Origin of the sequence: Robertmurraya phoenicis (assembly GCF_047302285.1) — a bacterium.
Taxonomy (GTDB): Bacteria; Bacillota; Bacilli; order Bacillales; family Cytobacillaceae; genus Robertmurraya.
On the sequence record NZ_CP154845.1, the window covers coordinates 2,017,729 to 2,042,465 of the forward strand.

Sequence of the window (24,737 nt, forward strand, 5' to 3'; positions counted from 1 at the left end):
GAATCTTAAGTACCATTGAAACAGGCTACCACATGATTAGCCTGTTTTAATTTGCAATAAAAATCAAATGAGAAGGACATTTACAATCAGTTGAACCAAATTTTTTGATCGGAAATCTCCCCTCGCTTTCTTTCCTTAATTTCTCAGCTAACTGACACTCACTGATGCTAGTTTCATATGTTATAATTTTCGTAATAGCACCGTGTGGACGTAAATAGTCAAAATGCCATTTTTGTACTTTTTCTTCCTTTTTGTGGCGATTAATTCGTGCGAGAATGTTTCGTTTGGCACTCCCAACATAAATGTAATCCCCCTTTTCAAAGAGAAAGCTTCCAAGTTTCCCAACATCAATCTTTATTTCACTAGATAGATGTAAGTGAATAGCATAGAGCGTATGGGATGGATCGATTAATTCAACCATGACAACCTCCTAATGATAGAAAGGGGAGTAGCAGAATGAAAAAAAGGGTCTTCGTCATAGGTATTTCCGTTGTGATGCTGATTTTATTGGGGAATTCGAAGCAATCCAATGATGGTATTCTTTTAAAATACTACCCTAGTAACTCCCCTTTAAAAGAATTGCTTTATTTAGATGATAACTCCCCTATAAATGAAATTGTGATTTTACCCGAACAGCATTTTGATGAAGTGAACACTGCTTCGATTATTGAAAATTTACAACAGCTTCCTCCTACTCTATTAGCTAAAATACAGCAAAATGAGATTTTTATAAAGCTATTTGTAGGAAAATTGACAGATAATCCTACAGCTAAACATTTAAAAGGGATGATTCCAAGGGGTTATACAAGTAATAAAAAGTGGGATGAAGTACCTGGGATTGGTGGAGGTAAAGTCGTACTCGTTAAGATCGGTTATAGTGAAAAAGGAATGGGGCATGGATCCGTCAACCTAGAGCTACACGAACTAGCTCATTCTATCGATCAAATTATCTATAACAAGCTTCGATTTGATCCATTTTTTCTTCATGTGTGGATGAACGAGAAGCATGCCTTATTCCAAAACCGAACCTACTTTATCACATTACCGGAAGAATATTTCGCTGAAGCCTTTGCAATGTATTATGTAAATAAAGAGAATCGTAGCATATTAAAGGATAATGCTCCTTTGACCTATGAATTTATTAAAAACCTAAAATGATTTTTAATAGGATGAAAGAAATTCAAAATCGTTTGGTTATCAAATTGTGGTAAAATAAAAAACATATTTAGCTTCGTTGCTTTTTTGAGGAAATGAAGAACCTGAAAAAAGTAGATAAGGCGATTGAAGAATGAAGTAAGGATGTGGTTTTTTGAAACAGTATTTAGATTTATGTAAGCACGTACTAGAAAGTGGCGTCCAAAAAGAGGACAGAACTGGAACGGGAACCATTAGTACATTTGGCTATCAAATGCGCTTTGATTTAGCAGAAGGGTTTCCACTAGTCACGACGAAAAAGCTTCATTTAAGATCGATCATCCATGAATTGCTTTGGTTTCTAACAGGTGATACAAATGTGAAGTATCTTCAAGATAATGGTGTACGAATTTGGAATGAGTGGGCTGATGAAGACGGAAATTTGGGACCAGTATATGGTCATCAATGGAGATCTTGGACTGCAGCGGATGGCAGTACAATTGATCAAATTAGCCAGCTGATTGAACAAATCAAAACAAATCCTGATTCTCGCAGATTGATTGTCAATGCATGGAATGTAGGGGATGTTGAAAAGATGGCTCTACCGCCATGTCACTGTCTATTCCAATTTCATGTAGCAGATGGGAAACTCTCTTGTCAATTGTATCAACGTTCAGCAGATATCTTCCTTGGAGTTCCATTTAATATCGCTTCTTATGCTCTGTTAACCTTAATGGTGGCACAAGTATGTGATTTGGAGCCAGGTGAATTTATCCATACACTAGGGGATGCCCATATTTATAATAATCATATTGAGCAAGTAGAATTGCAGCTAACAAGGGAGCCATATCCACTTCCGACAATGAAAATTAACCCAGCCGTTAAGGATATTTTCCAATTTACATTTGAAGATTTTGAGTTAGTCGACTATGTCGCTCACCCTCATATTAAAGGAGTCGTAAGTGTATGATTTCCTTCATTGTCGCAATGGATGACAACCGCGTAATCGGTAAGGAAAATCAACTTCCATGGCATTTGCCAGAGGACCTGAAATTTTTCAAAAAGGTGACAATGGGGCATCCGATCGTCATGGGGAGAAAGACTTTTGATTCCATTGGACGACCTTTACCAGGAAGAGAAAACATTGTGATAACAAGAAATACGAATTTTCACCATAAAGGTTGTACCGTATTTTATGAACTAGACCAATTTTTAGCTTATTGCCAGCAGAAGCCTGAAGAGGAGTTTTTCGTCATCGGGGGAGCTGAGATTTTTAAACAATTGTTGCATAAAACAGATAGACTTTATATCACTGAAATCCATTCAAACTTTGAGGGAGATACTTTTTTTCCAGCAATTGAAATGAATGACTGGAAACTGACTTCAAAAGAACAAGGCCTGAAAGATGAAAAAAATCCATATGATTATGAATTTGTCATTTATGATCGGAAATAAACAGCAATGCCCTCCTGAATCTCAGGAGGGTCTTTGTTTGCGATTTAAGAATTTACCGAAAAATGATAATTTTATAATAACAGGCTTAATAAATCAGGTAGAACATGTTATAATAATCAAATTAAATTAAGCATGAATTTTTTAAATTTTGTGTGATTAGAGGTAGGGGAATGATATGGAACAGAATGTATTAAAGAAGAAATGGCTGCATGTGGAAGACATCATTATTGCGTATCAACAGCTTAAGGATATCGTTGCCCATACACCGTTACAAAAAAATGAACGGTTGTCAGAGAAATACTCGTGCAATGTATACCTGAAAAGGGAAGACTTACAGCATGTCCGTTCCTTTAAACTGAGAGGAGCATTTTATAAAGTAAAATCTCTTAATGAAGAACAATTAAAGAATGGTGTTGTTTGTGCGAGTGCTGGTAATCATGCACAAGGAGTGGCATACGCATGTCGTCATCTTGGCGTACATGGGAAAATATTTATGCCCACTACGACACCGAAGCAAAAGGTTGGTCAAGTAGAGTTATTTGGACGAGAATACGTTGATATTATTTTAATTGGTGATACGTTTGACGATGCGTATCATGAATCTGTCATATGTGCAGAAAAAGAAAATCGTGCATTTATTCATCCCTTTGACGATGAAATGGTGATGGCTGGTCAAGGAACGGTTGCGGTAGAAATTCTTAATGATTGTGAAGAACCGATTGACTTCGTTTTTGGTAGTATTGGTGGTGGAGGCCTACTTTCAGGCTTGAGTACATATGTGAAAAGCATCTCACCAAATACAAAAATGATTGGGGTCGAACCAGCGGGAGCCCCTTCTATGAAGGCTGCCTTGGAAGCACAGAAAGTCATTTGCCTTGATAAAATTGATAAGTTTGTCGATGGAGCAGCAGTAAAAAGTGTTGGAAACAAAAACTATGACATTTGCCAAGAGTTGGTTGATGACATCATCCTTGTTCCAGAAGGGAAGGTATGTACGAGTATACTAGAATTATATAACGAGCATGCGATCGTTGCTGAACCTGCTGGTGCGATGCCGATTGCAGCACTTGACTTATACCGTAATGAAATTAAAGGGAAAAATGTCGTGTGCGTTGTCAGCGGGGGGAATAATGATATTGGGAGAATGCAGGAAATTAAAGAAAAGTCCCTTTTATATGAAGGATTGCTATATTATTTTATTGTGAACTTTCCCCAGCGGGCAGGAGCATTAAGGGAATTTCTTGACGAAGTATTGGGCCCAACCGATGACATCACTAGATTTGAATATACGAAGAAAAATAATAAGGAAAATGGACCCGCTTTAGTGGGAATTGAATTGCAAAGAAAAGAAAGCTATTGTGATTTAGTTGAACGCATGAATAAAAAAGGGTTTTCTTATAAAGAAGTAAACAAGGATCGGGACTTATTTAATCTTCTTATTTAAGTTAACCGCTCGCTTTTCAAATGTGAATTTCTTATGAACAATCGTGAATAATACCCCTATTGAGGATAAAAAATACTATAATCATAATAAGAAGGGTTAATTCAATTTTTTGCAGTTAATTGCGTTTTGAATTCTATCGTAGTATAGTCATTTTAGAATTAACCATTCATACCAATGATACAAAAAAGGGGATGTTCTACCATGTTATCAAACATCGGAGTACCTGGTTTAATTTTAATATTAGTGTTAGCTTTAATCATTTTTGGACCGAAGAAGCTTCCTGAAATCGGAAGAGCATTTGGTCAAACGCTACGTGAATTCAAGAAATCGACAAAAGAATTAACAAGCGATGTTATGGATGAATTTGAGGAAGAGAAAAAAGAAATTAAAGAGATGACTAAGTTGACAAAATAAGGTGTAAGATTTCTATCTTGCACTTTTTTTTCTGAAATATTCTTGTAAGAGAGTTAAGAATCAACTGTAGAAATATGTTATACTTTCCTCTAACGGCCTTTCGTTTAGGTATATTAAATTTTGTAGTTGGTAGGGGACTTTTATGGACGATAAAGAATTAAATTTAGTAGATCATTTAGATGAATTAAGAAAAAGATTAATTTTTACGGCAGTGGCCTTTCTTGTTTTTTTTATTATTGGATTTGTTTATGTAAAGGATATATATGAATGGTTTGTTCGTGATCTAGACGTAAAGCTCGTCGTTTTAGGTCCAGGTGATATTATTTGGATTTATTTTATGATTGGTTCAATCATTGCTATTGCAGGAACGATTCCAGTATTAGCTTTTCAAATATGGTCGTTTGTTAAGCCAGCTTTAAAACCAGTTGAGAGAAAGGTCTCCCTTTCTTATATCCCTGCATTATTTATTTTATTTATTGTCGGACTGGGCTTTGGGTATTTTATCATATTCCCAACTATTATGAATTTTTTAGTTGAGCTAGGCGGAGACATGGTTGCAACCAATTTTACAGCGGATAAATATTTCCGCTTTATTATGAGTACAACCCTTCCATTTGGATTTTTATTTGAGCTTCCGGTAGTGACGATGTTCTTGACATCATTAGGAGTCATTAACCCATATGTGCTACAAAAATTGCGGAAATATGCATACTTTATTCTCGTCATTATAGCAGCACTTATTACACCACCAGATCTTATATCAAATATTTTAGTGGCCATTCCATTGTTTCTCCTTTATGAAATCAGTGTGAACTTATCAAAAGTTGTTTATAAACGTAAGTTAAAAAAGGAACAAGAATGGGAAGCTGATTTTTCGGAGTAACACAAAACCGGGCAACTGCTCGGTTTTTTTGTTCTTGCTTTTTACCTTATTTGAGGAAAACATATGAGTCATCCGAAATATTTTTAGAAAAAATGTCAATTTACCAATTTTTCAATAAAAACGTATGTTTCCTACTGTTTTTGGCTATTTCCTAAGTATTACTATCTATTATGTCTTTTTTAATGAACTTTATTGTTCGTTATAATGCACATATATGGGTATAAAAGGAGATAATGAAAATGGTAGGTGAGAGAATTAAAGAATTGAGAAAAAGAAAAGGATATTCTATATCTGAGTTAGCTAAACATGCAGGTGTATCCAAATCCTATTTGAGTTATATTGAAAGAGATGTACAAAAAAACCCTTCTTTACAGTTTTTATCAAAGATAGCTAAGACACTAGATACAAATATAGAATTTTTATTAGGTCAAGAGATAGAAGAAGAGTTAGATGAAGAATGGATTGCGCTCATAAAGAAAGCAATTGATGATGGGGTTGATAAGGGCGAATTTCAGAAGTACTTAGATTTCATCAAATTTAAAAAATGGGAAGAACGGGATAGATCCCTGTGAAATGATGAAAATAAGTACATTATTACTATACTTGTCCTTTTTCAATCTTTTCGATGGATTAATGACTTTCTTCGGTGTCCATTTTGAAAAAATTGAAGAATTTAATCCTTTGATGGAGAGTGTGATGAATGTTGATTTGTGGCTATTTCTATTCTTGAAGGGGACTCTCTCTATCATTTTAATTATTCTTGCTCATTTTCTTCGGAGCCTACAGGTTTCACTATACGTCAAACAATTAATTATATTCTCTTTGCTATTATATTCAATGGTTACGCTTGTTCACATTTCATGGATGGTTCTTTCGATCTAAAATGTGAACAAAATAAGCTACGAGTACAAGGACATTTAAAAGATGACTTTAATTCTGTCCCCTTCAATGTGTATAATAGGGTGAAGAGCAACATGAAATGGAGGAAGTGATGGGTTGGGTAAGGTTAGAGTTGTTACAGATTCGACAGTAGATTTACATGATGAGGTATTAGAAAAATATGGAATTGAAGTTGTTCCCTTATCTTTACATATAGATGGACAGAGCTATATTGACCGAAAAGATATAACAGCTGAGGAATTTATGAAGAAAATGAAGGATGCTGATGAATTACCGAAAAGCTCACAGCCGCCTGTTGGAGAATTTCTAGAGCTGTATGATCGTCTTCATGATGAAGGATTTGAAGTCTTGTCTATCCATATGACCGGTGGAATGAGTGGGACTGTACAATCTGCAGAATCAGCTGCAAGTATGGCAAAAGGGAATGTAACAGTCGTTGATTCTCGCTTTATTTCTAGAGGATTATCCTTTCAAGTCTTGGAGGCAGCCAAAATGGCTCAAAAAGGAAAATCGATGAGGGAAATTTTGGAAGTTGTTGCAAAAATTCGTGAGAACACAAGATTATTCGTCTGTGTTGATACATTGGAAAATCTGATTAAAGGTGGCAGAATTGGAAAAGGAAAAGGGCTCATAGGTTCTTTGCTAAACATAAAGCCGATCGCATCTTTAGAAGATGGTGTTTATACACCGGTCACAAAAGTAAGAAGTCATAGCAAGGCAGCAAAATTTCTCGCAGAGGAATTTGCAAGAGATGTGAAAGGCAAGACGATTAAGTGTGTAAGTATTGCTCATGCAGAAGGTCTTGAACTGACACATAAAATTAAAAAAGCAATATATGAATTTACAGGTTACGATCAAATAGATGTTGTTTTTACGACACCTGTTATTAGTACACATACTGGTCCTGGTGCGATTGGTTTTATGTACTATTTCGAATAAAAAGAGGACTAGCATAGAATATAGAAGAAGCCGATGGAAAAGTGATGGAAAACAACTTTTCCATCGGCTTTTTTTTTATATGTTGTTTATTAAAGAAAATGGTATAGATTTGTATGTTGTTCTCTTTTTTTGTTAAGTGCTGTAAAAAAATCCTAAAGAATTAGAAGGAATCTCACTAATTGTGTCGAAAAGGAAGTACAAATAGATTAACTGGGAAATTCGAGGGAATGACATGTGGAAATTATTTAGAAATATTTCTTTAAATAGTAAAGTTATGATACTAACACTTTGTATCACTTTTGTAGTAGTCCTTGCTACTGGTGGGATTGCCTTGTCACTGCAAATGAAGGAAATGAAAGAACAATTATCCCAGCAAGTCGTTGGGTTTGCATCATTATGGAGTTCCACAATAGAAGGAGAAGAAATAAATAAAATCATTCAAGCTGGAGATGTCTCAGATCCGATCTATAAAAAAATATATGAGCATTTAAATTTGATTAATGAAAAAAATTCTACCTTATTCCACGGTTTCATTCTAATGCCCGCAGATGAGAATGACCAGCTGTATTCGGTTGTTTCCTCGAAGAGTAGTGAAGAAGTAATGGGCATTGAAGCATTTCAACCTTATGTGGCATCTGAAGAGTTTCACAAAGCTTTGCAGAATACGATTGTGACGAAAGAAGTTACTTCCAGCAGTCTGTACGATGAAGAAGGTGATAGCTGGATTTCAGCTATTGCACCTATAGAAGATCGAAATGGAAATGTTATGAGTCTGTTAGCGATACATGCTGATGCATCAACGATTGATCGCTTTCAATCAGAACTTATTTTTTCGTTATGTTTTGTATTTCTTTTGATTACCATCATCGTTTATTCCATTTTTCAAAAAGGGTTAAACAAAGTACTTGAGCCTGTAAATGAAATTATATATGGAATTAACGAAGTGAGTAATGGAAATTTTCAAGTGAAACTCCCGATTAAGGATCAATCAGATTTAGGTCAGTTAACTTCTCGATTTAATTATATGACCGAGCAATTATCTCAGTTATTTGAACGTGTTACCTTAACATCTAAACACTTTGGAAAAAACTTTCAAGAAGGGGGACAAAGTTCTAAATTTGAAGATGCCATTGATGAAATGGAGAATATCATTCAAAAGACGAAAATATTAAAAGAACTTCAACGTGCTGAGAAAATGAACGCGATAGGACAGCTTGCGGCCTCGGTCGCTCATGAAATTCGCAATCCGATGACAGTCGTAAAAGGATTTTTGCAAATCTTTAAGTCTAAAAAAGAACTTTCAACTGAAGAGCAAATGTTTGTCAAACTAATGATAGAAGAAATGAATCGAGCAGAAACAATTATTAACGACTATCTTTCATTAGCTCGGCCAGATATGGAGAATACAGAAAAGGTTGATGCTGTCGTACTCGCCCATAAAGCGATGGATTTAATGAATTCATATGCAATGATGTCTAAAAATATAGAATTAGAGACCATCATCGAGGATGAAGTTACCGTCATCGGTAATAGAAGCGAGCTTATTCAAGTGTTAATTAATATATTGAAAAATGGGATAGAGGCGATGAAGGACGGTGGAACATTATGCTTAAAAGTTTATAAAAAAGAGGGCTATGGCGTCTTTGAAATAAAGGATAGTGGTATCGGGATGACAGAAGAGGAACTTGCTAGATTGGGGACGGCGTTTTACTCATTAAAAGAAAAGGGAACAGGAATGGGGCTAATGGTATGTTATCAAATCATTGAAAGAATGAAAGGTAATATTGACGTAGTCAGTGAGAAATGGCAAGGGACAACCTTTACGATAAATGTTCCATTAGATGAACAGAAGAAATAATGAAAATTCATATCCCTTTCTTATTTGCCCATGCTTTGTTACAATGTACCTTGAATGAATAGGGGATTGTAGGTGAAAAAATGAAGCTTCGTAAAAGCTTTTTCGGAATTATATGCGTTTTATTGTTATCAGCTTGTGGTAATACTGGAATCAACGATGCATTAAATTGGCCGTTAGAAGATTTTACTTTTACAGACCAAAGCGGGAATGAGTTTGGCAAAGATGATTTAAAAGGGAAAATCTGGGTGGCGGATTTTATTTTTACAAACTGTACTTCTATTTGTCCTCCGATGACACACAATATGACTAAGATTCAGAAAATGGCAAAGGAAGAAGGAATCGAAAATGTTGAATTTGTTTCCTTTTCGGTTGATCCTACAATCGATTCACCAGAAGTATTGAAGGACTATGGTAGCAAGTTTGAATTAGATTTTAACAACTTTCACTTTTTGACAGGATATGACCAATCGTTCATAGAGACGTTTGCTCTAGAGAACTTCAAAACGATAGTAAAGAAGCCTGAAAACGAGGATCAAGTCATTCACCAATCCTACTTCTACTTAGTCAATCAAGAAGGAACGATCATGCAATATTATTCTGGAGCAAGTGATGTTCCATATGAGGACATTATTAACGATATGAAAGCTTTACAGTAAATGGGAAGTAGACCTTGGCTAATAAGGTCTACTTTTGTCTATTGAGAGGGATGTTCTTTTCGTTTCCTTTAAACCTTGTTATAATGGAAAAAGCTTTATAGGGAAGGTGAAAAGATGGAAAAAATATTCACCTCTTTTATTCTTTGTTTAAGTTTTTTCGTTGCTTGTAACCATGATTCAATAGGAAATCCAATTTCTTCTAAAGAGACATTCTTAACACTAAAAGAAAATATCCCATATGATTTTTTGCCAAGAACATATCATATCGTTTCTGTTGGAGACTCACTGACGCAAGGAGTGGGAGACAGTACGAAAAGGGGCGGTTATGTACCGTATTTACAAGAGCAGCTTGAAGGAGAAAAGGGAATAAAAGATGCTGTTTTTTATAATTTTGGTGTGAGTGGGAATCGTACCTCTCAAATTTTGAATAGGCTAAGGACAAACGAACTAAGAGCCGCCGTGAAAGAAGCAGACATCGTTTTAATCACAACTGGCGGAAATGACATCATGAAGGTAGTTCGAGAAAATTTCTCAGGTCTAGATATGAGAGACTTTGATAGAGAACTTATTAATTATGAGAAAACCATAACCTCTGTAATGAATACCATTAGAGAAGAAAATGAAGACGCTATGATTGGCATGATTGGTCTCTATAATCCTTTCTTTCTTTTTTTAGCAGATGTGAAAGAAATGGACATGGTCATTGAAAAATGGAATCATGTCAGTCAAAATGTGTTAAAAAAATATGAGAACACGCTTTTTGTGGAAATTGCAGACGAGTTTAAAGATAGTGAAGAAAACTTGCTTTATACCGATTACTTTCATCCAAATGATAAAGGGTATGAGCTGATGGCTGATCGTATATATAATGTTTTACAAGAAGTTGCATTACAGCAAAAGCTTGTAGCAGTAAAAAAGGAGAACGAACAAGATGACAGATAAATGGAAAAAACGATTTTTTCTCCTTCTAGGATTGATTATACTGTTTGTTTTTGTCGTTCTGATCATGGTGAATATGCCGATTAAAGACAAGACATTACCACCAACAGCTGATGAACAAGAAGAGGATGTTCAGTTCCAAATTCAAGCGACCAAATCTGACTTAAATAAAATTATTAATCATTATATTGAGGAGGAAGGGTTGACAAGCCCAATTGCTTACGAAGTCCTACTTAACGATGAAGTAGAATTATATGGCACAATGAAGGTATTTACACAAGATATCGAAATGAAGCTTACTTTTGAACCGGAAGCTCTAGAAAATGGAGACATTATATTAAAGCAAAAGTCTATCTCCATAGGTCAAATTCAACTTCCTGTATCATATGTATTAAAGTTTATCCGTGATCAATATGATTTCCCTGAGTGGGTGAATATTCACCCAAATGATGAACTCATCTATGTATCTTTACAAAGAATGAAATTAAAAAGTGATGTAAAGGTAAGAGTGAATAAATTTGATTTAGTAAATGACGATATTCAATTTTCGTTGTTGGTTCCGACCAATTAAAAGGTGGCATTTGCCATCTTTTTTAGTAAGAAAACAGCTTATTTGCATTTATGAATGACATTCCTTTACTCTATAAGAAAACGAAGCGGACGGTGATACTAAAATGGAGAATCAGCAAATGGGAGTAGCAACTTTCGCTGGTGGATGTTTTTGGTGTATGGTGAAGCCTTTCGATGAGCAGCCAGGAATTATGCAGGTAGTTTCTGGATATACAGGTGGACATACAGAAAATCCGACATATGAAGAGGTTTGTAGTGAGACTACAGGTCATCACGAGGCGGTACAAATCACATTTAATCCAGAACTATTTCCATATGAAAAGTTATTAGAGGTTTATTGGCAGCAAATCGATCCGACAGATCCAGGTGGGCAGTTTTACGATCGTGGCCAATCCTATCAAACAGCTATTTTTTACCATAATGAAGAACAGAGAAAAATAGCGGAGGAATCGAAAAAGCAATTACAAGAAAGTGGTCGATTCCAAAAACCAATTGCGACGAAAATATTGCCTGCACAACCATTTTATGAAGCAGAGGAATATCACCAACAGTTTTATCGAAAAAATCCAACAAGATACAATGCGTATAGTCAAGGATCTGGGCGAGTCGATTTTATTAAAAGAAATTGGGGTGACAAAATTGAAAAATAAAGAACTGAAAGAAAAATTAACACCGATGCAATATGAGGTTACGCAAAATAGCGGAACAGAACCGCCATTCCGGAATGAATATTGGAATGAGTTTTCAGATGGAATTTATGTGGATATCGTCTCAGGAAAGCCATTATTCAGTTCAATGGATAAATTTGATGCGGGTTGTGGTTGGCCGAGTTTTACGAAACCAATTGAGGAAGAAGAAGTTATTGAAAAAGAGGATAAGAGCCATTTCATGATCCGGACTGAAGTGCGTAGCAAAACGGCTGATTCTCATCTTGGTCATGTTTTTGACGATGGTCCTGGACCAACAGGATTACGCTACTGTATTAACTCTGCAGCCACACGCTTTATTCCAAAGGAGAAACTTGAAGAGGAAGGGTACGGAGAATTCTTAAAATTATTTGATGAAGAGTAAGTAAGGAGCAGCCAGCGTGCTGCTCCTTTAATTCTTTTTAAAACACATTGTACAAATTGGGCAAATACACATACGGGTCAAGTACCTACTACATACATTAGCAGTGATAATAACCTAAATTGATTTCCAGATGCAAAGTCATTTTTGAGCATCGAACTTTCTTATTGAAATCAATTGACAAAAAAATGAAGGAGTGGAGATAGAATGAATTACGGATATGATACTTGTGGGTACGATCCTTGCTATCCTGGATATGCTTATCCAGCAGTAGGTGGAGTTGCAACTGGTGGCTATCGCGGAGGATTTGCGTTAATTGTGGTTCTCTTCATCCTATTAATTATTATTGGTGCTAGCTACTGCAAGTAACTTGGGGAAAAGTGGAATTACCTTGTCTAGGGTAATTCCATTTTTTATTATTTTATAACTGACATCGCAAATGTAAGAAAATTAGAGGAATTGTCTATTGACGAACGATTTTAATAAAAATTAATTTTAAAGTTCGTATTTTATTGTTGACCACCTACTTTTTCTCTGCTATATTATTAAAGGATTTGAAAAAACACGAAAAACGATAAAATGAATGCACGACAGGGGGAAAAACGATGAAAACGAACTATGATGTAATCGTTGTTGGAGCAGGACCTGCCGGAATTTTTACATGTTATGAACTAACATTAAAGATGCCTGAAGCAAATATTATTTTAATAGATAAAGGACACGATATTTTTAAAAGAAATTGTCCGATTTTACAAAAGAAGATTGAAAAATGCCCACCTGCGGCTGGAAGAAAAGAATTTGCAGGATGCTTACCAGCATGTTCAATTACGAATGGTTTTGGTGGAGCGGGTGCTTATTCTGATGGAAAGTTTAATATTACAAGTGAATTTGGGGGATGGATGACGGATTACTTGTCAGACTCTCAAGTGATTGAATTGATTAAATATGTCGATGAAATAAACCTTAAGCACGGCGCGACGACAAGTATTACGGATCCATTAACACCAGCAGTGAAGGATATCGAAAGACGTGCATATGCAGCTGGACTAAAACTACTTCGCGCTCAAGTAAGACATTTAGGAACCGAGCAAAATCTACAAATCCTTCAAGATATTTATGGATATTTAACGGAAAAGATTGAAATGTCTTTCAAAACGGAAGTGGAAGATTTAATAACAGAAAGAACTTCCGAAGGTCATAAAGTAACTGGAATTAAACTGAAATCAGGCGAATCCATTTTAGCAGAGAAAGTAGTCATTGCACCTGGAAGAGATGGAAGTGTATGGTTAGCAAAACTATTAAAATCTCGCCGTCTAAAGATGATAAGCAACCAGGTTGATGTAGGTGTCCGTGTAGAGACTTCTAATATAGTAATGGACGAAATTAACGAACATTTATACGAAGGAAAATTTACATTTAATACTTCGGTTGGGACAAGAGTTCGTACGTTCTGTAGTAATCCGTCAGGCCATGTTGTTGTTGAAAATCATTCTGGTACGATGCTCGCGAACGGTCATGCTTATAAAGATCCAAAACTAGGAAGCCCGAATACGAACTTTGCTTTACTTGTTTCACATACATTCTCAGAGCCTTTTGATAAACCGAATGAGTATGCAATTGCGATTTCTAAGCTGGCTAATGCTTTATCAAATGGTGGAATCATTGTGCAAAAGTACGGGGACATCTTAAAAGGAAGAAGATCAACGGAAAAGCGAATTAAAGAAGGGTTTATCGAACCAACGATGAAGGAAGCAGTTCCTGGAGATTTAGGACTTGTTTTACCTTACAACACGTTAAAAAGTTTAGTGGAAATGACAGAAGCCTTGAACGTTGTTTCTCCTGGCCTTGCTTCTGAACATACTTTATTTTACGGAGTAGAAGCGAAGTTTTACTCAGCACGGCCAAAGTTAAATGACCGTTTTGAAACAGAAATCAGCGGTCTCTATGTTGGTGGAGATGGTGCTGGTGTGACAAGAGGTCTTGCTCAAGCAAGTGCTTGTGGAGTTTGGATTGCCAGAGATATTATTGAAAAAAGTAAAAATACAACAAAAAAAGAACCAGTAACTGTATAATTTTATCTAAAAATCTGCCTATTAAAGGGCAGATTTTTTTGATCAAGGCATAATGACTTAATTAAATGGTCGGACTTTTCAGAATCACTTATTTCCGTTACAATTTAAATAGTAAAAAAATGAATGGCGAACTGAAAAAGATAGAGGAGGATGGAGAAAATGAAGCAATCTTTATGGATTAATGGGGAATTAGTAGAAACGAAGGAATATTCGAAATTATTAAGTCCTTACGATCAAACGCTTATTGCTGAGGTTGCGATGGCAGAAGAAAAAGATGTCTTAAAGGCCATTGAGGTAGCTTCAGAAGCTACAGTCATCCTTCGTTCTATGCCAGCACATAAACGGGCTGAAATTCTTGAGAACGTGGTTGAACTTATGAAAGAAAATAAAGAAGAATGTGCTCAAATCATTGCGAAAGAAGCAGCTAAGCCACTATCTGCAGCTCGAACTGAAGTGGAGAGGACGATAATGACGTATAAGTTTGCCGCTCAAGAAGCGAGAAGAATCTATGGAGAAACAATACCGATGGATGCTGCTCCAGGAGGGGAAGGAAGAGTTGCTTATACGGTGAAAGAGCCACTTGGTGTCATTGCGGCTATAACTCCATTCAATTTTCCTATGAATCTTGTTGCTCACAAGGTTGGACCAGCGATTGCTGCAGGAAACACAATCGTATTAAAGCCTGCGACACAAACACCTTTATCTTCCTATAAAATTGCCCAATTTTTCCATGAAGCGGGCTTACCAAATGGCGCCTTAAATGTCGTGACTGGAAGAGGTAGCACGGTTGGAGATGTAATAGTTAAAGATGACCGTGTCAAAATGATAACGTTTACAGGTAGTCCTGAGGTGGGCAAACAAATTCGTGAAAAGGCTGGTTTAAAACGGGTAACGCTTGAGTTAGGTTCTAATTCAGCTGTAATCGTTGATGAGAATACAGACTTAAAAGAAATTGTTCCACGAATCGTTGCGGGGGCTTTTGCGTTTCAAGGGCAAGTGTGTATTTCTGTTCAAAGAATTTATGTTCATGAAACTATCTATGATACTTTTGTCGAGCAATTTATCGAACAAGCAAAGAAATTAAAGGTTGGAAATCCACTTGATGAGCAAACAGACATCTCTGCAATGATTTCGAGAGGGGATCAAAAACGGATTTTGGAATGGATTGAGAGTGCTACAAAAACGGGTGCAAAGCTTGCACTGGGTGGTAGTGGAGAGGATGGGCTCCTACATCCGACAGTACTATTAGATGTTCATCCTGAGGAAAAAATCTCCTGTGAAGAAGCTTTTGCCCCAGTCGTTCATATTAATCGAGTCAGTTCATTTGACGAAGCAATTAGTCTCGTAAATCATTCGAAATTTGGCTTACAGGCCGGTGTTTTTACGTCTGATGTCGGGCGAGCGTTTAAAGCGGCAAAAGAACTACATGTAGGTGGAGTGATGATCAATGATTTTCCAACATTCCGAGTGGATCATATGCCATATGGTGGCGTGAAGCTAAGTGGAATGGGAAGAGAGGGCATTAAATATGCGGTAGAGGAGATGACAGAATTAAAGCTTATAAGCTTTAAATTGTAGATTGGTTTTTAAAAGGGGAGAAAAAATTGACGGCTACAAGTACAGTTATTACTGGAGAGAACTTTGTTATCGAGATATTTAATGATCCGTATAATAAAAGAATTCGAATTGAGGACATAAATGGAAACATTTTTGATGCGATCGCAAAAGCGGAAGAAATAGCAATAAACTCAAAAGCTGATAAGTTAATCGTTAAGAGTAGAAATGAGCAGCTTTTTCCACTGCTTGAAAATGGTTTTCAATGCGAAGCCGTAATTGAACGCTTTTTTCTAGGATCTGACTGCTATTTTTGCTGTAAATATTATACGAATGAGCGGAGAAACAGCGACTCTTATACGAAAGAGGACGAGATTGTAAAAGATGTCCAATCATTAGAAAAGAGCACTGGTTTAAAATCACCTCCTGAGGAATACAAACTTGTTTTGGTGCAAAAAGAAGAGGTAGAAAGGCTGGCGCAATTGTATCAGCAGGTATTCAAGATTTACCCTACTCCATTGCACGACCCATCATACATCTTAAAAACAATGGATGAAGGGACGATTTATTTTGCGTTTACAAAGGGGGAAGAGATGGTAAGTGCAGCGTCAGCTGAAGTAAATCATTTTTATAAAAATGCTGAGCTGACTGACTGTGCTACCCTGCCTGAACATCGAAAATATGGATTAATGAAGATTCTATTAGCAAAGCTTGAAGAAGAACTTCTGGCTAGAGGGATCTATTGTGCCTATTCGATTGCTAGAGCCCAATCTTTCGGGATGAACGCAGCCTTACATCAGTTGGGGTACCGTTATCGTGGAAGATTAACGAATAATTGCTATATATATGACAAAATTGAAAACATGAATATGTGGGTAAAAGATTTATCTTTTCAGAAAGATATGTGAGAAAAAAACTGATTTAAGACGGACGACATGCCGAAAAATCGTCTATTACTGCCGATTTTTCGGCGTGTCATATGATAATGAATGAACTGGTAGGTGATGAATATTGCCACAGGAAATGGCAATTTCAAATGAAGTATTAAAAGCTATTCTTTCTAGAATTGATGAGGGCATTCATGTTGTCGATACAAATGGAAAAACGATATATTATAACGAAGTGGCAGCGAGGCATGATGGATTAAAAATTGGTGATGTAATTGGAAAGCCACTACTTCAAGTGTTCCCCTCTTTGAACGAAAACACAAGTACATTAATAAAAGTTCTAAAGTCAAAGAAGGCTATTTATAATCAGGCACAAATTTATACAAACGTTTATGGAAAAAGAATTGAGACGATGAATACGACGCTCCCGATCTTTGTTAAGAAGCATTTTATAGGAGCGATGGAAATTGCTAAGGATCACAGTACAATGAAAAGACTGTCGGAACAACTCGTCGATTTGCAAAAACAGTTGCTTTCAAAAAAAAATTCCTCTAAAAAGCCAAGTACGGTTTCCTATACCATGCAAGATTTATTAACGAAAAACCCTCTTTTTGAGCAAATGAAAATAGAAGCAGAGAAACTGGCCCGTTCCCACTCTCCCGTATTAGTCTTTGGAGAAAGTGGAACAGGGAAGGAATTATTTGTGCAAGGAATACATCATGCTTCTACTCGTGCTATTGCTCCATTTATTGCCCAAAATTGTGCGGCTATTCCTGAAAATCTCCTTGAGAGTATTCTCTTTGGTACAGCAAAAGGGAGTTATACCGGTGCTGTCGAACGACCTGGTTTATTTGAGTTAGCAGATGGTGGAACCCTTTTTTTAGACGAAATACATGCGATGCCGATTGATCTTCAAGCGAAGCTTCTACGCGTATTGGAAGATGGTCGTTTCAGAAGGATAGGAGGTGCTACAGATGTAGGTACTAATGTGAGAGTGATCGCGGCAATGAATGTTCATCCTACAAAGGCTCTTGAACAAAAGATGCTTCGTTCTGATTTGTTTTACCGGTTGAATGTTTTAACGTTTGAATTAATATCCTTGCGAGAAAGAAAGGAAGATATTTTATATTTGGCAGAGGTCTTTATTGATCATTTTAATCAGAGCTTAAATAAGAATGTTATAGGTATCTCTGAGAGTGTAAAAGAGGTGCTCCTGAGCTACGCATGGCCAGGAAATGTAAGAGAATTGAAACATGCTCTTGAATATATGATGAATATTTGTACTGGTGATCAACTGGAAATAGACGATCTCCCGATTATGTTAAAGGAATTTATTAAGAATGGGAAAAGGCTGTCAAATAATGAATCTATATCATTTCGTGAAAAGATTGCAACATATGAACAGGAATTAATTTTGCAAGCTTTAAAGGAAACGGAAGGGAATATTTTACAAGCAGCAACTTTATTACAGCTACCTAGACAAACATTACAGTATAAAATTCAGAAGTTTGGACTTGATGCCGAATAATCGGCATTTTTTTTATGGGTAATAATTCAAAAGCCTTTATTTTCCCTATTTACGAGCTTTGGCATGCTTTTTGCATAATTTATTATAAATACATTTCTAGGGGGATAAAGCGTGAAGCAAACATTGTATAAGCCGAAAAGGCATTGGAAGGAAATAGAGCTATGGAAGGATGTTACGGAGGAGCAATGGAATGATTGGCTTTGGCAATTAACCAATACAATTCGGACGCTCGAAGATTTAAAGAAAGTCATTCATCTAACTCCGGAAGAGGAAGAAGGAGTAAAGATTTCTACAAAAACGATTCCTTTAAATATAACTCCATATTATGCCTCTCTCATGAATCCAGATGATCCCCGCTGTCCAATACGGATGCAGTCGGTACCCATTTCAAAAGAAATCTATAAGACGAAATATGATCTAGAGGATCCGCTACATGAAGACGAAGATTCTCCTGTACCTGGTTTAACCCATCGTTATCCAGATCGAGTGCTCTTTCTCGTCACCAATCAATGTTCCATGTATTGCAGATATTGCACAAGAAGAAGATTTTCCGGACAAATTGGCATGGGTGTTCCAAAGAAACAGTTAGATGAAGCGATCAATTATATTCAAAATACACCTGAAGTTAGAGATGTTCTCATTTCGGGCGGAGACGGACTGCTCATTAATGATACGATCTTAGAATATATTTTGAAAAAGTTACGTGAAATCGATCATGTGGAAATCATTCGAATTGGGACCCGTGCACCAGTGGTCTTCCCGCAACGCATAACAGAAAATCTATGCAATATTTTAAAGAAATATCATCCTATCTGGCTCAATACCCATTTCAACACTTCAATTGAAATTACCGAAGATTCTAAGAGAGCATGCGAAATGCTGGCAAATGCTGGAGTTCCAGTTGGGAATCAGTCAGTCATTTTAGCTGGAATTAATGACAGTGTGCCGATTATGAAAAAGCTGATGCACGATCTAGTGAAGATTCGAGTTCGCCCATATTATATTTATCAATGTGATTTATCTGAAGGTATTGGTCATTTCAGAGCACCTATTTCAAAAGGATTAGAAATTATTGAAGGCTTGAGAGGGCATACATCTGGGTATGCAGTACCAACATTTGTCGTCGATGCTCCTGGAGGTGGTGGAAAGATCTCATTACAGCCGAACTACTTAATTTCCCAAAGTGCGGATAAGGTTGTGCTTCGAAATTTTGAGGGTGTGATTACGACTTACCCAGAGCCAGAATCATATACTCCAGGTACGGCAGAAGGGTACTTTAAGGAGCTCTATCCAGAGATGGAGGAGAAACGTTCGAATGTGGGAATCTCAGCTCTCATGAATGACCAACAGTTTAACCTCGTTCCGGAGGGAATTGAACGCTTAAATCGTCGTCAAACATACGAAAGTAATCCAGAGCATGCCTCCTTAAAAAACAAACGAGAAAAACGGGATCAATTGAAGGAGAAAAAGTTTCAGGCTCAGCAAGAAAAATTCAAAAAAGTGGATCCAGAAACGAAGGAGGCGTAGTTATATGGCGTATTGTGATTGGTGTAGCAGTAGTGAGATTCGTGAAGATCAACAATCAGTGTATTGGGAGTTACCAGATGGCACTAAAGCGATTGAAATTAGAGAAACTCCAACAATTGTGTGCAAGGAGTGCGGGATGACCTATCAAGACGACTCCATTGTCAGGGATATAGAAGATCAGCTTTTTCTAATTGACACAAAGGCAATCGAACGTTCCATTAGTTTTAAAGAACTAATAGAACTCCCTAAATTGTTGAAGAGAAATTATTTTGATTTTTCTTCTTAGAAATAGAACTTGAGGTATACTAGCATCCATAAAATGGTGCTAGTTTTCTTGTGTTTATGTGTTATTTCCCTTTTAAAATCCAAAATCCAAATAATATAACCGTGACACCAATTGCCGTGCGCCAGCTGGGTAATTCTTTTAAGAAAAGGTAACCAATTACTACGCTAACGAAGATTTCTAACCCTTTTGAGACAATTAGTGAAAACGTTAAGCTATTTGCGACTTTTGCTAGAGACTTAACTCCATATCCAATCATTAAACTTGCAGATAAGAAAAATGGAAAAGATTTTATATAGTACAATAGAGTGGATAAAAAATGTGAATCAATATGTTTTGTGTGATAGGCGTAAATGGAATTAATGATGAATAATCCACCTAACATGGATAAAAGGGCAAGAAAGATCATAGCGTATAAACTCCAATTTGTTTGTTTCTATAATTTTTGCCTATAAGCAAAATATTTATGTGCTATATATAAATACGTTCAAATTGTCTAGATTTTTTAATAGACTACTTCCATGAAAATAAGTTATAGTAAAAGACAATATCAAAAACAGAGGGAGAAAAGTACGTGATGTTGAAATCGTTCTATCATTTTTTGATGAAATATCGTCATCCTAAGCCGCCGAATGAAATTAGTGTTTTTGCCAACGCTGCCTATGCTGACCATAGTTTTCCAAAAAGTAGTGAGGATTACGATGAACTAAGCAGTTATTTAGAATTGAATGGTCATTATTTATCGAGCATGGTGGTATTTGATGAGGCATGGGAAATTTACCTTTCAACAGAAAAAAGGGAAACCAATGAATGAATTGGATTCCCTTTTTTTTTGCTCTCCATCTATACTTCAGTAGAATGAGATTTAATGACTTCTGAACCAAATTGAAGGCATTCGCTACAAATAGAAACTCCAGGCCCCAGTGCCAATATGAACTGTGTCCCTGTTTTGATTTGGAGTAGATGTCTTTTCTAAAGCACTATAGAGTTCATCAATGACATTTTTTATTAGAAAGTTAAATGTTCATATGAACAAAATGGCCAGTCTTACTGCTGAAAGATATTCACATAAAGTACGGTTTTTCTTAATCGAGCATATAATATCTTAATAAATTCACGACTCATCATGTGGGAGATGGAGGCTATGAAAGAGAAGAAAAAACCAAAATTTAAGATCGGTGATACAGTCGTGATCACAATTTACGGTACCGTTGGAAAAGTTACAGATATCAAATGGCTGGATGGCATGCATGTATACGGAATCAACGGAAGTGAAGGCTTATTTATGGAATCAAGCCTTCAGAATTTGTCCGAATATGAAGGTAGTATCATGGAGAAAGAGCAAATTGATATTGAGTATCGTTACTTTATTGGTGACCTTGTCCAAGTAAAAGGATATGGGGCTGACTTGTTTAAAGTGGTTGGCTTTAGAACCGAAATTTGGAGATATAAAGAGGACGCGTGGGAAGACGTTATTTACGAGCTTGCACGGATCAAGGATGGAGAATGGCTTGAAGCCGGTGAAGAAGAATTAACTTTAGTAGCCGACGCAGAAAATGCAGAATCCTTTATTCAAAAATTAGGTCTCTTATTTTTAGCGAATAAGAAAAAGCCATTGGAACTGCAAAATCCAATCCCAACACATAAAAAAGCAGAGAAACAGTTTCTTGACGAACAAAAAGAGCAAAGTCAAATCATTGATGCCCTTTTAGATATCTATAATGATTACTCGATTCTTTTTGAACTTTTTCAAGATGATGAATACAAACATATGATGAGAATGGTTGTACGAAAACTCCAGCTTATTGTGCGTAAATCTCGATCACTTCATCAAAGCAGTGACAATAGTTAAATAAAAAGAAGCATCACAAACAGAAGAGGAATCCCTAAAATTAAAATAGTTTTAAAATGGATAGATGTCATTTTTTTAAATAAATGCAATGTAAGGCTGTTATCCTCGTTTAAATCTTTTCTCCATGTTTCAATTGCTTTGGGAATGGTTATCATTTTGTCTTCCTCCTTTTTCATCATTCTATGCTTGTCCATTGCTGATATATGACGAAAAAATTGAAGATGGATGATGAATTCTCTGTCGTTTCAACATTGTCATGAAATTTTTCACTAGTAAGAATGAAAAGGAGTTTGCCATCATACATTTTGTACAAAGGGGGCGATTCTGTGAAGGAAATTGAAGTATTTATTGATACGGATGAGATAGGAGATTTTTTCTTCCAAGAGTTACTAAGGAGAGGATACGCTCCTTCTGATGGGGAAGTAGAGGAACTTGCAGATATTACGTTCGAGTATTTATTAGCTAAATGTATTATTGATGAAGAAGAAGAAGTTTAATTAGACCTAAATATGAGAAAAACTTGATATGAAAGAGAATGGGCAACACAAAAAGTCAGTTACGCTTTTTGTATTGCCCTATTTCTATTAGGTGTTTTTTCGATCTTTTGCCGTATTTTCTTTCCCGTGTGCTTCATGCTCTGCGACGATTTGTTCTGGTGGAATATGATTATTCTTTTTTGGTTGATTGATGCGACTTCTATGCTTTTTACCCATAATACCCTCCTAATTGTCCTATTTTTTATGTTGTCTTTTAATCGATAACGAAGTGTGAGGCTCTGTATTTGATCTAGAAGATGGATTGGTTTCGTTTGCATGTTGTACTGCTTGCTCGAGCTTTTTACTCATTTTTCCTTTTGACAAGATGAATTCCTCCCTTATAAAAGTTCTATTTATTTTTCCCGAACATGATTGAATCATTCGTAATGAAAACTCATGACTCTACAAACAATAAAATTAACGCTATAATAGGACAAGAAAGATCGTGTACATGTTATACTTGTTTTTCATAAAGGTTAAGGAGGATTTTTTCATGAGTGTACATATTGGTGCTAAAGAAAATGAAATTGCAGAAACGGTTCTTTTACCAGGTGATCCGTTAAGGGCAAAATATATAGCTGAAACTTTTTTAGAAAATCCTGTTTGCTATAACGAAGTTCGTAATATGTTTGGATATACTGGTACGTATAAAGGGAAACGTGTATCTGTACAAGGAACGGGTATGGGTGTTCCTTCTATTTCTATCTATGTGAATGAGCTTATGCAAAGCTATAATGTGCAAAACTTGATTCGTGTAGGAACTTGCGGGGCTATTCAGAAGGATGTAAAAGTGAGAGACGTTATATTGGCGATGACCGCTTCAACTGACTCTCAAATGAATCGCATTACCTTCGGTGGTATTGATTATGCACCTACAGCTAATTTTGATCTTCTTAAGAGAGCTTATGATGTAGGGGTTGAAAAGGGGCTGAACCTCAAGGTAGGGAATGTGTTTACTGCGGACATGTTCTATAATGATAATGCGGATCATGAAAAATGGGCTCAATATCAAATCCTTGCGATCGAAATGGAAACAGCCGCACTATATACATTGGCAGCGAAATTTGACCGTAACGCATTATCTGTTTTAACCGTCAGTGATCATTTATTAACTGGAGAAGAAACAACTGCTCAAGAGAGACAAACAACTTTCAATGAGATGATTGAGGTATCTCTAGAGGCTGCAATAAAGTAAGACATGTAACAAAAACACGCAGCTTCGCGATCAACATGTGAAGCTGCCTTTTTCACATTCTTTCCTGTTTTTTAGGCGAAATTATTGTAAAATTGATTTGTCTTAGTTTGAGCGGACAAATAAGTCAATGAAGTATTGGTGGTTATCATGAGAAAAATGTTCATAACAGTATACGTAGTAAGTATCGTTCTTATCATGAGCGGTTGCAATCAATTTGATGCTCTTGTAAATAAGATCCCTTTTATGAATCAAAGTGATGGGGGACAACATGGATTCGAAGAGAATGAGGAAATAGTAGAGAATGATGAGCCAACTGCGGAGGAAGAAGAGATTGCTCCAGATATTCTTACTTTAGAGGCACAGTTTTTTAATGAAATTGAAGAAGTTGATGGGAAGTTAACGATCCAAAACCCGCTCAATATATTGGCTTTAGTCAATAAAGAATTTGCTCTTCCTGAACAATACGCACCAGAGGATCTTGTTCGACCAAAGGTTCCATTCTCTTTCGGTGATCTGGATATTGAAAAGAGTTATATGCGTAAAGAGGCAGCAGACCATCTTGAATTATTGTTTAAAGCTGCGAAAAAAGCAAACATAGAAATATTTGCTGTCTCTGGTTATCGCTCCTATGACCGTCAAGTTGACGTCTTTGCAGCAAAGGCCAGCCAAGTAGGAGAACAAGCTGCCGCTACTGTTGTGGCGGTTCCTGGATTTAGTGAACATCAATCAGGACTAGCGATGGATATCTCAAGTAGAAGTATAAATCTTGAGTTGATTGAGAAATTTGAGGAGACAAAAGAAGGTAAATGGTTAGCAGACAACGCCCATAAGTTTGGATTCATTTTACGATATCCAAAGGGAAAAGAGGAAATTACAGGTTATCAATATGAGCCCTGGCATTTCCGTTACATCGGAATTGAAGCTGCGACGCTCATGTATGAAAAAGATCTAACTTTGGAAGAGTATTTTAACATCGTGGAGAAAATTTAAACTGTGTCATATTTTGTTCATATTTTAAATATACAATTAATTTCGTATCAAAA

Annotated in this window: 32 protein-coding genes; 27 read left to right on the top strand and 5 right to left on the bottom strand. The window is 36.3% G+C overall.

Annotated elements, in window-relative coordinates; translation table 11 throughout:
• Nucleotides 1-46: 46 nt before the first annotated feature.
• On the bottom strand, nucleotides 47-421 hold the full coding sequence (locus AA0X71_RS09965; protein WP_413361707.1) for a GIY-YIG nuclease family protein: 375 nt from the start codon (nucleotides 419-421) through the stop codon (nucleotides 47-49).
• Between the two features lie 35 nt (nucleotides 422-456).
• Between AA0X71_RS09965 and AA0X71_RS09970 the strand changes: the two genes are divergently transcribed.
• From AA0X71_RS09970 to AA0X71_RS10075, 22 genes are all read left to right on the top strand, one after another.
• Nucleotides 457-1,158, top strand: a complete 702-nt coding sequence (locus AA0X71_RS09970; protein WP_413361708.1) for an anthrax toxin lethal factor-related metalloendopeptidase — start codon at nucleotides 457-459, stop codon at nucleotides 1,156-1,158.
• A gap of 151 nt (nucleotides 1,159-1,309) precedes the next feature.
• Nucleotides 1,310-2,104, top strand: coding sequence for a thymidylate synthase (locus AA0X71_RS09975; RefSeq protein WP_413361709.1), 795 nt, complete (start codon nucleotides 1,310-1,312; stop codon nucleotides 2,102-2,104).
• On the top strand, nucleotides 2,101-2,589 hold the full coding sequence (locus AA0X71_RS09980; protein ID WP_413361710.1) for a dihydrofolate reductase: 489 nt from the start codon (nucleotides 2,101-2,103) through the stop codon (nucleotides 2,587-2,589). The genes AA0X71_RS09975 and AA0X71_RS09980 overlap by 4 nt, the downstream gene beginning before the upstream one ends.
• Nucleotides 2,590-2,764: 175 nt before the next feature.
• The gene (gene ilvA, locus AA0X71_RS09985) at nucleotides 2,765-4,033 is read left to right on the top strand and encodes a threonine ammonia-lyase IlvA (RefSeq protein ID WP_413361711.1); all 1,269 of its coding nucleotides are present in this window, start codon (nucleotides 2,765-2,767) and stop codon (nucleotides 4,031-4,033) included.
• A gap of 201 nt (nucleotides 4,034-4,234) precedes the next feature.
• Nucleotides 4,235-4,447 (top strand): twin-arginine translocase TatA/TatE family subunit, encoded by a 213-nt coding sequence (tatA, locus tag AA0X71_RS09990; protein ID WP_019155878.1) that lies wholly within the window; start codon nucleotides 4,235-4,237, stop codon nucleotides 4,445-4,447.
• A gap of 142 nt (nucleotides 4,448-4,589) precedes the next feature.
• The gene (gene tatC, locus AA0X71_RS09995) at nucleotides 4,590-5,330 is read left to right on the top strand and encodes a twin-arginine translocase subunit TatC (RefSeq protein WP_413361712.1); all 741 of its coding nucleotides are present in this window, start codon (nucleotides 4,590-4,592) and stop codon (nucleotides 5,328-5,330) included.
• A 239-nt stretch (nucleotides 5,331-5,569) separates the two neighbouring features.
• A complete protein-coding gene (locus AA0X71_RS10000) occupies nucleotides 5,570-5,902 on the top strand; it encodes a helix-turn-helix domain-containing protein (protein ID WP_413361713.1) in 333 nt (110 codons plus the stop codon).
• Nucleotides 5,903-5,906: 4 nt separating this feature from the next.
• Nucleotides 5,907-6,212 carry a DUF5658 family protein gene (locus AA0X71_RS10005; RefSeq protein ID WP_413362545.1) on the top strand — a complete coding sequence of 102 codons (306 nt, stop codon included), beginning with the start codon at nucleotides 5,907-5,909 and terminating at the stop codon, nucleotides 6,210-6,212.
• Nucleotides 6,213-6,326: 114 nt separating this feature from the next.
• Nucleotides 6,327-7,169 carry a DegV family protein gene (locus AA0X71_RS10010; protein ID WP_413361714.1) on the top strand — a complete coding sequence of 281 codons (843 nt, stop codon included), beginning with the start codon at nucleotides 6,327-6,329 and terminating at the stop codon, nucleotides 7,167-7,169.
• 232 nt (nucleotides 7,170-7,401) lie between these two features.
• Nucleotides 7,402-9,027 carry an ATP-binding protein gene (locus AA0X71_RS10015; protein WP_413361715.1) on the top strand — a complete coding sequence of 542 codons (1,626 nt, stop codon included), beginning with the start codon at nucleotides 7,402-7,404 and terminating at the stop codon, nucleotides 9,025-9,027.
• Nucleotides 9,028-9,107: 80 nt separating this feature from the next.
• The gene (locus AA0X71_RS10020) at nucleotides 9,108-9,683 is read left to right on the top strand and encodes an SCO family protein (RefSeq protein WP_413361716.1); all 576 of its coding nucleotides are present in this window, start codon (nucleotides 9,108-9,110) and stop codon (nucleotides 9,681-9,683) included.
• A 114-nt stretch (nucleotides 9,684-9,797) separates the two neighbouring features.
• Nucleotides 9,798-10,625, top strand: a complete 828-nt coding sequence (locus AA0X71_RS10025; RefSeq protein WP_413361717.1) for an SGNH/GDSL hydrolase family protein — start codon at nucleotides 9,798-9,800, stop codon at nucleotides 10,623-10,625.
• Nucleotides 10,615-11,193, top strand: a complete 579-nt coding sequence (locus AA0X71_RS10030; protein ID WP_413361718.1) for a YpmS family protein — start codon at nucleotides 10,615-10,617, stop codon at nucleotides 11,191-11,193. The genes AA0X71_RS10025 and AA0X71_RS10030 overlap by 11 nt, the downstream gene beginning before the upstream one ends.
• Nucleotides 11,194-11,296: 103 nt before the next feature.
• On the top strand, nucleotides 11,297-11,842 hold the full coding sequence (gene msrA, locus AA0X71_RS10035; RefSeq protein ID WP_413361719.1) for a peptide-methionine (S)-S-oxide reductase MsrA: 546 nt from the start codon (nucleotides 11,297-11,299) through the stop codon (nucleotides 11,840-11,842).
• On the top strand, nucleotides 11,832-12,263 hold the full coding sequence (gene msrB, locus AA0X71_RS10040) for a peptide-methionine (R)-S-oxide reductase MsrB (RefSeq protein ID WP_413361720.1): 432 nt from the start codon (nucleotides 11,832-11,834) through the stop codon (nucleotides 12,261-12,263). Before msrA ends, msrB begins: the two co-directional genes overlap by 11 nt.
• 204 nt (nucleotides 12,264-12,467) lie before the next feature.
• Nucleotides 12,468-12,629: a YjcZ family sporulation protein gene (locus AA0X71_RS10045; RefSeq protein WP_413361721.1), complete on the top strand. Its 162-nt coding sequence runs from the start codon at nucleotides 12,468-12,470 to the stop codon at nucleotides 12,627-12,629.
• Nucleotides 12,630-12,865: 236 nt separating this feature from the next.
• Nucleotides 12,866-14,332 carry an NAD(P)/FAD-dependent oxidoreductase gene (locus AA0X71_RS10050; RefSeq protein WP_413361722.1) on the top strand — a complete coding sequence of 489 codons (1,467 nt, stop codon included), beginning with the start codon at nucleotides 12,866-12,868 and terminating at the stop codon, nucleotides 14,330-14,332.
• Between the two features lie 159 nt (nucleotides 14,333-14,491).
• On the top strand, nucleotides 14,492-15,910 hold the full coding sequence (locus tag AA0X71_RS10055; protein WP_413361723.1) for an aldehyde dehydrogenase family protein: 1,419 nt from the start codon (nucleotides 14,492-14,494) through the stop codon (nucleotides 15,908-15,910).
• 26 nt (nucleotides 15,911-15,936) lie between these two features.
• Nucleotides 15,937-16,794, top strand: a complete 858-nt coding sequence (ablB, locus tag AA0X71_RS10060) for a putative beta-lysine N-acetyltransferase (protein WP_413361724.1) — start codon at nucleotides 15,937-15,939, stop codon at nucleotides 16,792-16,794.
• 103 nt (nucleotides 16,795-16,897) lie between these two features.
• Entirely contained in the window at nucleotides 16,898-18,301 is a 1,404-nt protein-coding gene (locus AA0X71_RS10065) for a sigma-54 interaction domain-containing protein (protein WP_413361725.1), read from the top strand.
• Between the two features lie 111 nt (nucleotides 18,302-18,412).
• Nucleotides 18,413-19,828, top strand: a complete 1,416-nt coding sequence (ablA, locus tag AA0X71_RS10070; protein WP_413361726.1) for a lysine 2,3-aminomutase — start codon at nucleotides 18,413-18,415, stop codon at nucleotides 19,826-19,828.
• Between the two features lie 4 nt (nucleotides 19,829-19,832).
• Entirely contained in the window at nucleotides 19,833-20,114 is a 282-nt protein-coding gene (locus tag AA0X71_RS10075) for a YokU family protein (protein WP_413361727.1), read from the top strand.
• A 61-nt stretch (nucleotides 20,115-20,175) separates the two neighbouring features.
• Here the strand turns inward: AA0X71_RS10075 and AA0X71_RS10080 are convergent, their stop codons facing one another.
• On the bottom strand, nucleotides 20,176-20,520 hold the full coding sequence (locus tag AA0X71_RS10080) for a hypothetical protein (RefSeq protein WP_413361728.1): 345 nt from the start codon (nucleotides 20,518-20,520) through the stop codon (nucleotides 20,176-20,178).
• 171 nt (nucleotides 20,521-20,691) lie between these two features.
• Between AA0X71_RS10080 and AA0X71_RS10085 the strand changes: the two genes are divergently transcribed.
• Both AA0X71_RS10085 and AA0X71_RS10090 read left to right on the top strand, forming a co-directional pair.
• The gene (locus AA0X71_RS10085) at nucleotides 20,692-20,925 is read left to right on the top strand and encodes a YozE family protein (RefSeq protein ID WP_413362547.1); all 234 of its coding nucleotides are present in this window, start codon (nucleotides 20,692-20,694) and stop codon (nucleotides 20,923-20,925) included.
• A 330-nt stretch (nucleotides 20,926-21,255) separates the two neighbouring features.
• Nucleotides 21,256-21,963, top strand: a complete 708-nt coding sequence (locus AA0X71_RS10090) for a hypothetical protein (RefSeq protein WP_413361729.1) — start codon at nucleotides 21,256-21,258, stop codon at nucleotides 21,961-21,963.
• On the opposite strand, the gene AA0X71_RS10095 is transcribed toward AA0X71_RS10090, so the two are convergent.
• Nucleotides 21,960-22,118: a hypothetical protein gene (locus tag AA0X71_RS10095; RefSeq protein ID WP_413361730.1), complete on the bottom strand. Its 159-nt coding sequence runs from the start codon at nucleotides 22,116-22,118 to the stop codon at nucleotides 21,960-21,962. The genes AA0X71_RS10090 and AA0X71_RS10095 overlap by 4 nt on opposite strands.
• A 171-nt stretch (nucleotides 22,119-22,289) precedes the next feature.
• On the opposite strand from AA0X71_RS10095, the gene AA0X71_RS10100 reads away from it, so the two are divergent.
• On the top strand, nucleotides 22,290-22,460 hold the full coding sequence (locus AA0X71_RS10100; protein ID WP_413361731.1) for a YozD family protein: 171 nt from the start codon (nucleotides 22,290-22,292) through the stop codon (nucleotides 22,458-22,460).
• A gap of 87 nt (nucleotides 22,461-22,547) precedes the next feature.
• Here AA0X71_RS10100 and AA0X71_RS10105 read toward each other — a convergent pair whose 3' ends face one another.
• Nucleotides 22,548-22,676: a hypothetical protein gene (locus AA0X71_RS10105; protein ID WP_019155855.1), complete on the bottom strand. Its 129-nt coding sequence runs from the start codon at nucleotides 22,674-22,676 to the stop codon at nucleotides 22,548-22,550.
• 18 nt (nucleotides 22,677-22,694) lie between these two features.
• Nucleotides 22,695-22,823, bottom strand: a complete 129-nt coding sequence (locus AA0X71_RS10110) for a hypothetical protein (RefSeq protein WP_413361732.1) — start codon at nucleotides 22,821-22,823, stop codon at nucleotides 22,695-22,697.
• 169 nt (nucleotides 22,824-22,992) lie between these two features.
• Here AA0X71_RS10110 and deoD point away from each other — a divergent pair, with 169 nt between their 5' ends.
• Together deoD and AA0X71_RS10120 are read left to right on the top strand one after the other, a co-directional pair.
• Nucleotides 22,993-23,694: a purine-nucleoside phosphorylase gene (gene deoD, locus AA0X71_RS10115; protein WP_413361733.1), complete on the top strand. Its 702-nt coding sequence runs from the start codon at nucleotides 22,993-22,995 to the stop codon at nucleotides 23,692-23,694.
• Between the two features lie 147 nt (nucleotides 23,695-23,841).
• Nucleotides 23,842-24,684: a D-alanyl-D-alanine carboxypeptidase family protein gene (locus AA0X71_RS10120; protein ID WP_413361734.1), complete on the top strand. Its 843-nt coding sequence runs from the start codon at nucleotides 23,842-23,844 to the stop codon at nucleotides 24,682-24,684.
• The last annotated feature ends 53 nt before the right edge of the window (nucleotides 24,685-24,737 follow it).

Excerpts from the sequence above, each read along its gene's own strand:
- AA0X71_RS09965 (WP_413361707.1), bottom strand. The coding sequence starts at position 421 with ATGGTTGAATTAATCGATCCATCCCATACGCTCTATGCTATTCACTTA.
- AA0X71_RS09970 (WP_413361708.1), top strand. The coding sequence starts at position 457 with ATGAAAAAAAGGGTCTTCGTCATAGGTATTTCCGTTGTGATGCTGATT.
- AA0X71_RS09980 (WP_413361710.1), top strand. The coding sequence starts at position 2,101 with ATGATTTCCTTCATTGTCGCAATGGATGACAACCGCGTAATCGGTAAG.
- ilvA (WP_413361711.1), top strand. The coding sequence starts at position 2,765 with ATGGAACAGAATGTATTAAAGAAGAAATGGCTGCATGTGGAAGACATC.
- tatA (WP_019155878.1), top strand. The coding sequence starts at position 4,235 with ATGTTATCAAACATCGGAGTACCTGGTTTAATTTTAATATTAGTGTTA.
- tatC (WP_413361712.1), top strand. The coding sequence starts at position 4,590 with ATGGACGATAAAGAATTAAATTTAGTAGATCATTTAGATGAATTAAGA.
- AA0X71_RS10000 (WP_413361713.1), top strand. The coding sequence starts at position 5,570 with ATGGTAGGTGAGAGAATTAAAGAATTGAGAAAAAGAAAAGGATATTCT.
- AA0X71_RS10005 (WP_413362545.1), top strand. The coding sequence starts at position 5,907 with ATGAAAATAAGTACATTATTACTATACTTGTCCTTTTTCAATCTTTTC.
- AA0X71_RS10015 (WP_413361715.1), top strand. The coding sequence starts at position 7,402 with ATGTGGAAATTATTTAGAAATATTTCTTTAAATAGTAAAGTTATGATA.
- AA0X71_RS10020 (WP_413361716.1), top strand. The coding sequence starts at position 9,108 with ATGAAGCTTCGTAAAAGCTTTTTCGGAATTATATGCGTTTTATTGTTA.
- AA0X71_RS10025 (WP_413361717.1), top strand. The coding sequence starts at position 9,798 with ATGGAAAAAATATTCACCTCTTTTATTCTTTGTTTAAGTTTTTTCGTT.
- AA0X71_RS10030 (WP_413361718.1), top strand. The coding sequence starts at position 10,615 with ATGACAGATAAATGGAAAAAACGATTTTTTCTCCTTCTAGGATTGATT.
- msrA (WP_413361719.1), top strand. The coding sequence starts at position 11,297 with ATGGAGAATCAGCAAATGGGAGTAGCAACTTTCGCTGGTGGATGTTTT.
- AA0X71_RS10045 (WP_413361721.1), top strand. The coding sequence starts at position 12,468 with ATGAATTACGGATATGATACTTGTGGGTACGATCCTTGCTATCCTGGA.
- AA0X71_RS10050 (WP_413361722.1), top strand. The coding sequence starts at position 12,866 with ATGAAAACGAACTATGATGTAATCGTTGTTGGAGCAGGACCTGCCGGA.
- AA0X71_RS10055 (WP_413361723.1), top strand. The coding sequence starts at position 14,492 with ATGAAGCAATCTTTATGGATTAATGGGGAATTAGTAGAAACGAAGGAA.
- AA0X71_RS10075 (WP_413361727.1), top strand. The coding sequence starts at position 19,833 with ATGGCGTATTGTGATTGGTGTAGCAGTAGTGAGATTCGTGAAGATCAA.
- AA0X71_RS10080 (WP_413361728.1), bottom strand. The coding sequence starts at position 20,520 with ATGATCTTTCTTGCCCTTTTATCCATGTTAGGTGGATTATTCATCATT.
- AA0X71_RS10090 (WP_413361729.1), top strand. The coding sequence starts at position 21,256 with ATGAAAGAGAAGAAAAAACCAAAATTTAAGATCGGTGATACAGTCGTG.
- AA0X71_RS10095 (WP_413361730.1), bottom strand. The coding sequence starts at position 22,118 with ATGATAACCATTCCCAAAGCAATTGAAACATGGAGAAAAGATTTAAAC.
- AA0X71_RS10105 (WP_019155855.1), bottom strand. The coding sequence starts at position 22,676 with ATGGGTAAAAAGCATAGAAGTCGCATCAATCAACCAAAAAAGAATAAT.
- deoD (WP_413361733.1), top strand. The coding sequence starts at position 22,993 with ATGAGTGTACATATTGGTGCTAAAGAAAATGAAATTGCAGAAACGGTT.
- AA0X71_RS10120 (WP_413361734.1), top strand. The coding sequence starts at position 23,842 with ATGAGAAAAATGTTCATAACAGTATACGTAGTAAGTATCGTTCTTATC.